At 43.6% G+C, this 11,922-nt stretch carries 8 protein-coding genes; 1 reads left to right on the plus strand and 7 read right to left on the minus strand.

Going from position 1 to position 11,922, the window contains the following annotated elements:
• Nucleotides 1-179 precede the first annotated feature (179 nt).
• The 5 genes from celB to rpsO form a co-directional block, all read right to left on the minus strand.
• Nucleotides 180-1,541, minus strand: coding sequence for a PTS cellobiose transporter subunit IIC (gene celB / locus EG2_RS00570; RefSeq protein ID WP_060813072.1), 1,362 nt, complete (start codon nucleotides 1,539-1,541; stop codon nucleotides 180-182).
• Nucleotides 1,542-1,544: 3 nt separating this feature from the next.
• A complete protein-coding gene (locus tag EG2_RS00575; protein ID WP_060813073.1) occupies nucleotides 1,545-2,936 on the minus strand; it encodes a glycoside hydrolase family 1 protein in 1,392 nt (463 codons plus the stop codon).
• A 161-nt stretch (nucleotides 2,937-3,097) separates the two neighbouring features.
• Nucleotides 3,098-3,865, minus strand: a complete 768-nt coding sequence (locus EG2_RS00580; protein ID WP_060813074.1) for a DeoR family transcriptional regulator — start codon at nucleotides 3,863-3,865, stop codon at nucleotides 3,098-3,100.
• Nucleotides 3,866-4,054: 189 nt separating this feature from the next.
• Nucleotides 4,055-6,172 (minus strand): polyribonucleotide nucleotidyltransferase, encoded by a 2,118-nt coding sequence (gene pnp, locus EG2_RS00585; RefSeq protein ID WP_060813075.1) that lies wholly within the window; start codon nucleotides 6,170-6,172, stop codon nucleotides 4,055-4,057.
• Between the two features lie 649 nt (nucleotides 6,173-6,821).
• The gene (gene rpsO / locus EG2_RS00590) at nucleotides 6,822-7,091 is read right to left on the minus strand and encodes a 30S ribosomal protein S15 (RefSeq protein ID WP_003128628.1); all 270 of its coding nucleotides are present in this window, start codon (nucleotides 7,089-7,091) and stop codon (nucleotides 6,822-6,824) included.
• A 217-nt stretch (nucleotides 7,092-7,308) separates the two neighbouring features.
• Here rpsO and EG2_RS00595 point away from each other — a divergent pair, with 217 nt between their 5' ends.
• Nucleotides 7,309-8,169 carry a MurR/RpiR family transcriptional regulator gene (locus tag EG2_RS00595; RefSeq protein ID WP_003128626.1) on the plus strand — a complete coding sequence of 287 codons (861 nt, stop codon included), beginning with the start codon at nucleotides 7,309-7,311 and terminating at the stop codon, nucleotides 8,167-8,169.
• A gap of 121 nt (nucleotides 8,170-8,290) precedes the next feature.
• Here the strand turns inward: EG2_RS00595 and EG2_RS00600 are convergent, their stop codons facing one another.
• Nucleotides 8,291-9,685: a glycoside hydrolase family 1 protein gene (locus tag EG2_RS00600; RefSeq protein WP_060813076.1), complete on the minus strand. Its 1,395-nt coding sequence runs from the start codon at nucleotides 9,683-9,685 to the stop codon at nucleotides 8,291-8,293.
• Entirely contained in the window at nucleotides 9,679-11,916 is a 2,238-nt protein-coding gene (locus EG2_RS00605; RefSeq protein ID WP_060813077.1) for a glycoside hydrolase family 3 protein, read from the minus strand. Before EG2_RS00605 ends, EG2_RS00600 begins: the two co-directional genes overlap by 7 nt.
• Between the last annotated feature and the right edge of the window lie 6 nt (nucleotides 11,917-11,922).

The following is an 11,922-nucleotide window of genomic DNA, read 5'->3' on the forward strand; positions in this document are numbered from 1 at the left end:
AAAAGAGGCTGGGACAGAAATGTTAAACTCCGCAAAATAAGGCGGAATACACGGAAATTGCTTTTCAAATTTTGGGGTAGTTCGATTGAATTCTCGGAGTTGCTTCTGCTTCCGCCGTTTAGACGTGTTTAGAGCGTGGGACAAAAGTGTTTTTTACTTTTGTCTCACGCTCTTTTTGTCTATTGATCATGGAGAGTCGCTTCTGCTTCGTTTGCTTGTTGCTCCGCAAAAAGCTTACTATCGTACATTCGGAAAAATGGATAATAGCAGACAACCGAAATCAATAAATTAAGGATAGCGATCAAGATTCCGCGAAAATCGCCGCCAGTTCCAAGAAATGCTCCAATCCCAACAGGTGAGATCCAAGGAATCCCGGTGATCACTTTAGCTACAAAGCCAAAGGATGTAGCAAAATAAGCAATCGTCACATTGATCAGCGGTGTCACAATAAAAGGAATAATCAAATAGGGATTATAGACAATTGGCGCACCAAAGATCACTGGTTCGTTGATATTAAACAATCCTGGAAGGATCGCCGCTTTTCCCAATACTTTCAACTGTTGGGATTTAGCTCGAAACAACATCAGCAAGACCAACCCTAACGTACTGCCAGCACCGCCAATAAAAATATACATATTGACAAAATCACCGGCAAAAATGTTGGTTGCTCCATCGATGTTTTCGGTTAAAGCAACTAATAAAATCGGATTGATAAAACTGTTTTTGATGACGGCTGTTCCGTGAACACCCACGGCCCACAACAAATGGATCAACAACATGATCACAATGATCCCTAGCCAAGAACCTGTCAAATCTTTTACAAATTCAAATGGTTTTGACAACAAGCCATGCAAGTCGGTATGAAAAACGGCTAAACAGCCATTGATCAGAATCATCAAAAAAGCAATAATAATCGCTGGAATCAGGGAAGCAAATGCTTTACTGACCCCATCTGGTACTCCCGCTGGCATTTGGATCGTGATTTTCTTTTTGACACAAAAACGATAGACCTGGGTTGCAAGCACCGCCGTAATGATACCGATAAAAATACCGATCCCACTAAACCGTGTCACCCAAGAGCCAAGTGCTACACCATTATAGATGATAGCTGTCTCTCCAGTTGTTTGAAGCAATTGTGCCCCACTATCTGAAATATCGACTTGAATGATCGTCATCAAAAATGCAAACAACCCAAGAATTGCGCCAACAAAGCTGCTCAATTGGAGTTTTTCTTCTTTGCGATAGATATCCGTTAAATAATACGCAGTGGCTAAACAATAAAAGAGTGCGATCGAGCCGATAGACATAGTTGTCGCGACACTATAAAGCGGGGAAAATTTCAAAACCGTCTGTTCAAAAAAGCCCGCCAGTGGCGGAATAATTTGAGGCAGGTTATTGATGATCAAAAAAATCGAGCCAACGATCGTGAAAGGAACCGTGATGACTCCTGCTTGCATGATTGCTCGGATAAAACGCAAGTTAGCGACTTTATTTAATGGCGGCATCAATCGCTGCTCTAAAAAAGTAAAGACATGATTCATTGCTTATCCCTCCCAATGTCCGTTTTCGATCAACTTTTGATACCAGTAAAAACTATCTTTTTTCACACGCTTTTGCTCTTTTTCATCGGCATCATTTCGATCCACATAAATAAAACCATAGCGCTTTTTGATGCCTTCATGAACACTGATCAGATCGATCGCTGACCAAGGACTATAGCCAATCAACTCCACTCCTGAATCAATAGCCGCGAGACATTGCTGGATGTGCTGTTGCAAATAATCGATACGATAAGGATCATGGACTGCGCCGTTTTCTTCCAGATGATCCTCTGCTCCCAAACCATTTTCCGTGATGAGGATTGGTAAATGGTAGCGATCATAGAGTGTTTGTAGAGTCGTTTTTAAGCCCAGAGGATCAATGGTCCAGTTAAACGCATTTTTCTTCAAATACGGATTCGTAAATCCTTTATAAAACCCTCGTTCCATGATGTCTTCACTTTGTTGATCACTGATTCCATTCGTCATGTCTCCATCCATTGCGGGCTGTTCAACTGTGACAGTCGTATAGAAGTTCATGGCTATAAAATCGGGAAAGGCACTGGCCATTAAAGCCTGATCCTCTGGCAGGACAGCGATCTTCACCCCATTTTGATTCAAGTAATCTTGAAAGACTGTATTGTAGCGCCCAAAGCAGGCAAAATCTAAATACGCCCAATTCCGAACACTATTGAAATAAAGGGCTGCCTGATTGTCTTCCGGCTTGCTGGTTGCTGCATACACAAGCGAGATATTAGGGACTGGTCCAATTTTTCCATTTGGGATGAGTTCATGGCAATGTTTGAAGGCAAGCTTTTCAGCGATCATCAGATGATGGAATTGCTGGTATTTCTCAGGTAGGGGAATCGTTTTACCTAGAATCTTGCGATCGACTAAGAGCATGATATTCGGTTCATTGATCGTCAACCAATGGGTCACCCGATCACCATAGGCGTTGAACAATGTCTTAGCATAGATTTCAAAAGCTTCAACTGTACTGCGATTTGTCCAGCCTCCTTGATCTTCCAATGCTTGTGGTAAATCAAAATGATTTAACGTAATAAATGGTTGGATTCCCTGCTTCAACAGTTCGTCGATGACAGCACTATAATGGTCCAATCCTTTTTGATTAACACTTCCCCGCCCCTCAGGGTAGATCCGTGACCATGCAATTGAAAAGCGAAAAACTTTGATTCCTAGTTCTGCTAACAAGGCGATGTCTTCCTTATAGCGATGATAATGATCTACTGCTACTGTAAAATCGGCGATTTCGTTATTGTCTCGGGGACGAGTATCTTGAACACTTAGTCCTTTACCATCCGCTAAATAAGCTCCTTCTGTTTGATGTGCGGAAATGGATGCTCCCCATAAAAAATCTGTTGGAAATTTTGATGTCATGATGTTCTCCTGTCTTCTTTTAGTAAAGCGCTTTCTGGTATTTAGGATAATCGTCTCCTTGATCAAAAGCAATAGCCGGGCAAGAACTGTTCATGAAAGAATATTTATGAACGATTTTCCTTAATTGATTGTCTGAGAACAGCTTCAATGCTAAATTAAAATCATAGCAGCGAAAACTGCAGACCTTGAGATGAAAATTGCGCCGTTTCGACCTCTGAAAGTTGCCTATTGCTAAACAAGCGATTCGCCATAAACGTACGATCAATCATAAATCCTCGGACATGGCCGATATTTTCTCCTTCCGTATAGATGATTTTCTCTCCTTGAGTATGCTGAAGCATCGTCCGATACACAAAGGATTCACTTAGCGTCATTGTCGTGATTTCATGGGAGTCGATTCCTGAGGCTTCAATCAAACACAAATCAGCCGTATATTTGCTGAAAGCCAGTGTCGCTATATCTCCGACTAACGCAGTGGAGTTACTTTCCACTTCTCCTCCACACAGACAAACAATCGCCCGTCCTGGTTTTAGATCAATCAATGCGGAATGGTCATTGGTCACAATCGTTAAATCAAAATCAGCAACTGCTTGGATCAATTCTTTCGACCAACGTCCAGCCCCTACAAAAATCAATTTCTTTTCTTGCAGCAAAAGGTGTAACGGTGGAAGCAGTCGCTGCCAAGGAAATTCTTCTACTGATCCAAGATGTTGGGATTCTCTTTTTTCTGATTTCTTGATCCGTTTCACGCCGCCATAATAACGTTCAATCAACTGCTTTTTTTCCAGAAACAACAAATCCCTGCGAATAGTCACTTCTGATACCTGAAATCGATCCGCTAATTCTGAAACAGTCCCATAATCATACCTATCCAAATAGGTGATCAAGGCCTCCCGTCGACGAAAAACACTTCCCTGTGTGGCTTTCATTTTTTCACCTTCTATACGTTTTTTGAATTTTTGATTACCCGACCTCTTTGAGTCAGTTTACCTTATTATCAGCGAAATGTCTGTGCCTTATGTCGTAAAAAAACCCCAGTAATCGAATCGATTACTGGGGTTTTTGGACGTTGTTTTGCGTTTGCAAAATCTTCTCTTGCGGATAACTAGTTAAGAAAATTATTTTTTCTCTGCTTTATCGTCAGTCAATAACGCTTTGCGAGACAAATTGATTCGACCTTGTTTGTCGATCTCTGTGACTTTCACAAGAACTTCATCGCCTTCTTTAACAACATCTTCTACTTTGTTGACCCGTTCATTTGCAAGTTGAGAAATGTGAACTAACCCATCTTTGCCTTTGATCAAGTTGACAAAAGCGCCGAATTTTTCAACACGAACAACTTTCCCTAAATAAACTTCACCAACTTTGACTTCTTTTGTTAGATCTTCAATGATCTTAATAGCTTTCTTGATCATTTCCGCATCAGAAGAAGCAATTGATACTTTTCCGTCTTGATCGATGTCGATCTTCACGCCTGTTTCATCAATGATGCCATTGATCGTGTCCCCACCTTTACCAATCACATCTTTGATTTTGGCTGGGTCGATTTGAATCATCTCGATCTTCGGTGCGTATGGACTCAATTCTTCCCGTGGTGCAGCAATGGTTGAAGTCAATTCATTTAAGATTTCCATCCGTGCTTTTTTCGCTTGCGATAAAGCTTCAGTTAAGATTTGCTCGGTGATCCCTTGGATCTTGATATCCATTTGCAAGGCTGTGATTCCATCTTTTGTTCCGGCAACTTTAAAGTCCATATCGCCTAAATGATCTTCCAATCCTTGGATGTCAGTCAAGATCGTATAGTTTTCGCCATCAGAGACAAGTCCCATCGCGATACCAGCAACAGGGGCTTTGATTGGAACACCAGCATCCATCAATGCCAATGTACCCGCACAAATACTTGCTTGTGAGGATGAACCGTTGGATTCTAATACTTCTGCCACCAGACGGATTGTGTAAGGGAAATCCTCTTCACTTGGGATTACTTGCGCCAAGGCACGTTCACCTAAAGCGCCATGTCCGATCTCACGACGGCCTGGAGAACCGGCACGTCCTGTTGAACCAACTGAAAACTGCGGGAAATTATAGTGGTGGATGAACCGTTTTGATTCTTCTACCCCTAAACCATCAATGATTTGATGTTCACCCAATGGTGCCAACGTACAAGCAGATAATGCTTGCGTTTGCCCACGAGTGAATAGTCCTGAACCATGAACACGAGGCAACAGACCGACTTCTGAGGCTAATGGACGAATTTCATCTAATTTCCGGCCATCCGGACGAATTTTGTCGATCGTGATCAATTCGCGGACAACATCTTTTTCAAGGTCTTCTGCGATTTGTTTCACTTCTTTTAGAAGTTGCGCTTCATCCTCATGACCCGCAAATTTCTCTGCATAAACTTCTTTAACTGTTTCTTTGACTTTGTCGATCTCGTCTTCACGAGCCAATTTTTCTTCGGTCATAACAGCCGTTTTCATTGTTTGATAGTACCCATCGAAAATTTCTTTTTTCAAGTCAGCATCTACTTGAAGCAAAGTCACTTCCATTTTTGGTTTACCGACTGCTGCAACGATTTCTTCTTGGAAAGCAACTAATTCTTTGATTGCTTCAAAACCGAACAGCAAAGCGCCTAACATATCATCTTCAGAAACTTCTTTCGCTCCTGATTCTACCATGTTGATGGCTTTCTTCGTACCAGCAACCGTCAACTCGATATCTGTTTGCTCTGCTTGTTCAACGGTTGGATTCAACACGTATTCCCCATTGACGCGGCCAACTTCAACACCAGCGATTGGGCCGTCAAAAGGCACATCGGAAATAGACAACGCTAAAGACGAGCCTAGCATTGCAGCCATTGCTGGTGAGCAATCTTGTTCCACACTCATTACAATGTTTGTCACTTGGACTTCATTTCGGAAACCATCCGCAAACATTGGACGGATCGGACGGTCGATCAAACGAGCAGTCAATGTTGCTTCGGTACTTGGACGACCTTCACGTTTGATGAAACCACCAGGAACTTTCCCTACTGCGTACATTTTTTCTTCATAATTGATCGTTAATGGGAAGAAGTCTGTATCTTTTGCTTCTTTTGAAGCAACGGCTGCACTAAGAACTACTGTATCGCCGTAGCGGACGAGTACTGCGCCATTTGCTTGTTTGGCTAATTGGCCAACTTCAACTTGTAGCGGACGCCCGCCCCAAGTCGTTTTGAATACTTGTTTTTCTGTCATAATCTGCTCCTTTTTTCTGAGCCAAGCAAGTCACTACTAAACAAATGAAAAAAGCGGATCGGTGCTTCCGCTGCTTTCATTTGGTTAGTAGGAAGCTGCTCGCCGTGTCTCAGAGATTCTTTTTTAGTTGCGGGTTTGATTCACCAGTCAAGTCCCGCTAATTGAGTTTGTTAAAAAGATTGGGCCACTATTGTTAGTCGCATAGTACTATTCATCATCTACTCTGTGCAGCTTGCACCGCCCAGTCGCAGTGATTCCCCTCGGGTGACTACGCTCCTGCTAGTCGCCTAGTACTATTCATCATCTGCTCTGTGCGGCTTGTGCCGCCCAGTCGCAGTGATTCCGCTCGGGTGACTACGCTCCTACTAGTCGCCTAGTACTATTCATCATCTGCTCTGTGCGGCTTGTGCCGTCCAGTCGCAGTGATTCCGCTCGGGTGACTACGCTCCTGTTAGTCGCCTGGTACTATTCATCATCTGCTCTGTGCGGCTTGCACCGCCCAGTCGCAGTGATTCCGCTCGGGTAACTACGCTCCTGCTAGTCGCCTAGTACTATTCATCATCTGCTCTGTACGGCTTGTGCCGCCCAGTCGCAGTGATTCATAGCAAAAAAGTGAGATTCGGGTTGAACCTCACTTTTCTTTGTTTGATTAACGACGTAATCCTAAAGCTTGGATCAATTCGCGGTAACGTTGTACGTCTTTTTGACGTAGGTATGCTAATAAGTTACGACGGTGACCAACTTTTTTCATTAGGCCACGGTATGAATGGTGGTCTTTTTTGTGCATACGTGCATGTTCGTTCAAATGGTTGATTTCTTCTGTAAGAACAGCGATTTGAACTTCTGGAGAACCAGTATCTCCTTCATGACGAGCAAATTTGTTGATGATTTCGTTTTTGCGTTCTTTTGTAATTGCCATGTTTTTCACCTCTTTTTTCTTTTTTCACCTGCGACTGAGTAAAACGTTGGTGACTCGTTGAACCAAGTAACAGGTAGCGTGTATTCACACGTAATTACTTTACTTTATTCTACCTAAAAATGCAAGTTTCTTCGCTGAATCTTTTCATTTTAAAATGAAAGCAACACCCCAACTTATGGTATACTAAATCTAGAAATTTCTTAAAGCAGGTGACCTTATGAGCGTCCTTTCTCGCATTGAAAGTATCCAGAGCGAATTATCCAATTCCGAGAAAAAACTTTTTGATTACATCAAAAAAAATTCTGAAAAAGTTCCTTCGATGACTGCGAGTCAGTTGGCTCAAGCTACCGGGATCAGCGCCCCTACAGTTGTTCGTTTTGCAAAGAAAACAGGCTTTTCCAGCCTAACTGATCTTAAGATTCAGCTTTCTGCGGAATCTGGCTCCCGACAAACCCATGAGGAGATCATTGGCTATGCAGATGTTGCATTGAACGAATCTTTTCATGATATTACTGCGAAATTGAGCCATAATGCCCAAGTGACTATGCATGAGACTGCGGACCTTTTAGAAGAACAAGTAATGCTGGCAGCAGCGGATCTACTGAAAACCCGCAATCGGATCTTCGTATGTGGTATTGGGGCTTCCTCTTTGATTGCTCAAGATATCCAACAAAAATGGACTCGCTTAGGCAAAGTGGTTATTTTCGAAACTGACTATAATTCGCTGTTGCCTCAATTGATCAAACACGAAAAAGAATGTTTGCTCTGGGCTGTCTCAAACAGTGGTCAAACACCTGAAATCCTGCACCTTGCGGAGTTTACGAAGGAGATGGGGATTCCAGTTCTATCTTTGACTCGCTTTGGCAGCAATTCCCTTTCGAAATTAGCAGATGTTCCGCTACAAGTTTCCCGACCGAAAGAAGCCAATATGCGCAGTGCAGCAACCAACTCGATTATTGCTCATCTTTTGGCAGTTGATGTGCTGTTCTATGTCTTTTTGAGTAAAAATGAACAGCTGGCTCAAAATATCTACGAATCAAGACAGGCCATTGCTGACTATCGTCACAAATATCTCTGATCGTCAAATGCGCCTGCTAAATTCAGTGGTCGAAACTTAAGCATAAAATAAAATCAGTTGAAACACTCAAAGCATGCTCCAGAGGTCCAATCGTCCCTCTGAAGCATGCTTTATTTTTTGGCTAATCAGGCCCATTCCCTGAATCGATCCCATTGTCCTTTGCTACTTGCGCCATCCAAAAGCTCGACGCTTTTGGAGTTCGGGTATCATCTGTCAAATCTACTCGATAATACCCATAACGATTTTTATACGCATTCAGCCAGCTCCAACAATCGATAAATGTCCACATATGATAGCCGAAACAGGGGGCTCCTGCTTCGATCGCCCGCTGCAGTTCTTTGAGATGATCTGTTACAAATTCGATACGGTAGGTATCATTGATCTGTCCCTCTTGCGCTGCGAAGCGTTCTTCTTGAGAAACCCCCATACCATTTTCAGAAATATACCAAGGAATCGTGCCATAGCTATTCTTTAGACGCATGGCAATGTCATAAATACCTTGCGGAAAGATTTCCCAACCGCGATGAGGATTGATTTTTTTGTCCGGCCAATCATAGCCTCGAAAAAGATCCCTCGGCCCTGTGATTGGATCGTTCGGCGCAATCGGGGCTTGAACTCGTAATGGCTGGTAGTAATTGCAACCAATAAAATCCACCGTATTTAAGGCAAAAAGTTCTCGGTCCCCCTCCTCCGTTACAGGAGCAAGACCTGACTTTTTCAGCATCGCGACTAATTTTTCTGGAAATCGTCCGAGGACTGTACAGTCTAAAAAACTGCGAATATAGAGTAAGTCTGCCCATTCAGCAGCTTCAAGATCAGCAGACTGCTGGCTTTTCGGATAGACGGGCGATAAATTTAAGATAATCGCTATCTCTCCGTTAGGAATCGCAAGTTCGCGAAAAGCAGCTACCGCTTTTGCATGAGCTAACAGTGTATGATAGCCTACTTGGATCGCTCGTTTAAAATTATGAACTTTAGGCCAATGGGCATCCCCCATATATCCGCATTCAATATGAACTAAAGGTTCGTTGAATGTGGCCCATTTTTTGACAATGTCGCCAAATTGCTCAAAGGCGATACGAGCATAAGCGGCAAAGTAATCTACCGATTCTCTGGCTTCCCAACCACCTCTTTCCATCAACCACCATGGCATATCAAAATGGAACAAATTGATGATGGGTTCGATTCCTTGATCGACCATTTCTTGAAAATAGGCACGATAGAAGGTGACTGCTTGAGGATTGACCGTCTTTCCATCAGGTACTAGTCGTGTCCAAGCAATTGACGTCCGATAAGAGTTCAGATTCATGGCTTTCATCAGTGCCACATCTTCTCGAAAGTGTCGGTAGGTATTCGAAGTATCACTAGGTCCTACGTGATCATAGAACTTGTCTGGCTCCAATTCGAACCATTTATCCCAAGTTGAAGGGCTTTTGCCATCAATCGCCGCAGCGCCTTCCGTTTGAGGAGCAGAAGCGGCTGCTCCCCATAAAAATCCTTCCTGGAATTTTAACATGATTTCTCTCCTTTTCCATTTTTTTCTTGCTCCAATGGCTTCGTGAATACTTGTTTCTGATTGGCTGCTTCGATTTGGATGATAAAATCAGCTGGCAATTCATTTGGTGAAATGTTTAACCGTTTCAACGTTTCATAAGAAACTGTTAGAGAAAAGTCGACGGTGCTTTTGGCTGGCAAAAAGACTTTTTGAAAACCGCATAACACTTTGACACGCGGTAAGACCCGCTGTGAGTAATTGCGAAGGTACACTTGTACCACTTCAGCTCCTGCTATCGCCGAAAGATTCTCGATTGTTCCATTAATTTGGATTGCTTGCGGAGCATACTGCGCATGGATTCCCTTAAGCATAAAGTCTGCATAACTTAGACCATAACCAAACCCATAACGAGGGGTTCCTGAACAATCTGCGTAATCTCTCTGGAAAGCAGCCTCACGGTAGTTGTAATAAACTGGCAGCTGCCCATTTTCATCTGGGATAGAAACAGCTAATTTCCCACTGGGATTCGTTTCGCCAAAAAGAATCCGAGCTAGCGCACTTCCGCCAAATTGCCCTGGATAGCCTGCAAAAAGCAACGCATCAAAAGCGGCACTGACCTCACTTAACAGATGAGGACGGCCAGCAATGACAATACCGATCAGGGGTTTCTGAAATTTTTTCAATTCAGTAATCAATCGTTTTTGACATTCTGGCAATGCCAAAGACGCCAGATCGATATTTTCCCCACTGGTCATCTCCGCAGATCCTTGCAAGGCAGCTCCATTCTTATCAAAATCCGTCGAAAAGTCACGAATACTAGAGCCGCCGATCGTTAAAATGATTTGATCCGCTGTTGCTGCCGCTTGGCATGCGGCAGTCAGTTGCTCTTCGGTTCCTTCTGTGATGCCGCAGCCATCTGCTTGAATAAAAGTAGTTTCGGTCCCATTGATTTCCAGCAACCCCTCCCACAGATTGCGGCACTCAGACAGTTCTTTGAAAGGAGTATAGTCCCCTAGCTGATGATAGCTGTTATTGCTATGAGGACCAATAACAGCGATTGTTTGTCTTTGTTTCTTTAACGGTAAGACCCGCTCATTTTTCAACAAAACGATGGCTTCTTCTGCTAAACGAGTTGCACTTTCTTGAAACAGCTTTTGATTCGGAACGGACACCGCAGGCACCGGTTCGTCAAAAAGTCCTAGCTGCTCTTTCAGTTTCAGAACGCGCATCACGGATTGATCAATGGTTTCTTGCTTAATCAACCCTTGATCAACAGCAGCTTCCAACTGAGGGAAAACATTGTCCCATAAACTGATGTCTACACCGCTGTTCATGGCCCGGGCTGCCGCTTCTGGTTTGTTTCCTAGCCAATCCGCTAAACGGTCCAACGCACAACCATCTGCCATCACAACTCCTGCAAAGCCGGCTTCCTCTCGCAAAATCTCTTGAAGTAAGCGAGGGTTCGCGTGACAAGGGACACCATCCCAATCATTATAAGCAGCCATGCACCCTAAAGCCCCTGCTTGAATTCCCGCCAGCATAGCGGGTAAATGAATCTCTCGCAATTCTTGCTCCCCAATAGTGACTGGTCCGGCATTGTGCCCGCCCATACTTGAACCTTGAGCTGCAAAATGTTTTAACACGGCCAGTACATGGGTTGTCGGTTCATGACCAACCATTTCCCCTTGCATTCCCTTGACCGCAGCTTGCGTAAAACAACTGGCTAAGTAGGGATCTTCACTGAAACATTCCTCGGTTCGTCCCCACCTAGGATCTCGTACGATATCCAATGTAGAGATTAGCCCAACATGTGCCCCTTTAGCTCGTAACTCTTGCGCCACGAACGTCTGCACGCTCTGATAAAGATCAGGATTCCAACTAGCCCCTGTACTGAAATTGACCGGCAGTGTTGTTGCTGCTAATCCTTGATGACCATGAGGACATTCTTCTGTCAAAAAAGCTGGGATCCCAAGACGAGTATGTTCTTTCAAATAGTCCTGAATCATCCGGCTGACTTCCCGTGATTCTTCCACCGAGAGACCCGTTGTTGCGTCCTTGCCCGACCAAGGATCTGCTCGGAAAACGCCGTAGATCCAGCCAATCGAGCCAAAGCGAGCAACTTCCGACTTGAAGTAGTCTGTCAAATAAAGTTTTCCTTCTTTTTTCTGATAAACTTGCCAGCCATACAATCGCTGATTTAACTGGCCGATTTTTTCTTTTAGGGACATCTTCTTTACGATTTCTTCGATCATTTTAAA

The organism is Enterococcus gallinarum NBRC 100675 (assembly GCF_001544275.1).
GTDB lineage: Bacteria > Bacillota > Bacilli > Lactobacillales > Enterococcaceae > Enterococcus_D > Enterococcus_D gallinarum.

Coding starts and splice junctions, on each gene's coding strand:
- celB (WP_060813072.1), bottom strand. CDS start 1,541: ATGAATCATGTCTTTACTTTTTTAGAGCAGCGATTGATGCCGCCATTA.
- EG2_RS00575 (WP_060813073.1), bottom strand. CDS start 2,936: ATGACATCAAAATTTCCAACAGATTTTTTATGGGGAGCATCCATTTCC.
- EG2_RS00580 (WP_060813074.1), bottom strand. CDS start 3,865: ATGAAAGCCACACAGGGAAGTGTTTTTCGTCGACGGGAGGCCTTGATC.
- pnp (WP_060813075.1), bottom strand. CDS start 6,172: ATGACAGAAAAACAAGTATTCAAAACGACTTGGGGCGGGCGTCCGCTA.
- rpsO (WP_003128628.1), bottom strand. CDS start 7,091: ATGGCAATTACAAAAGAACGCAAAAACGAAATCATCAACAAATTTGCT.
- EG2_RS00595 (WP_003128626.1), top strand. CDS start 7,309: ATGAGCGTCCTTTCTCGCATTGAAAGTATCCAGAGCGAATTATCCAAT.
- EG2_RS00600 (WP_060813076.1), bottom strand. CDS start 9,685: ATGTTAAAATTCCAGGAAGGATTTTTATGGGGAGCAGCCGCTTCTGCT.
- EG2_RS00605 (WP_060813077.1), bottom strand. CDS start 11,916: ATGATCGAAGAAATCGTAAAGAAGATGTCCCTAAAAGAAAAAATCGGC.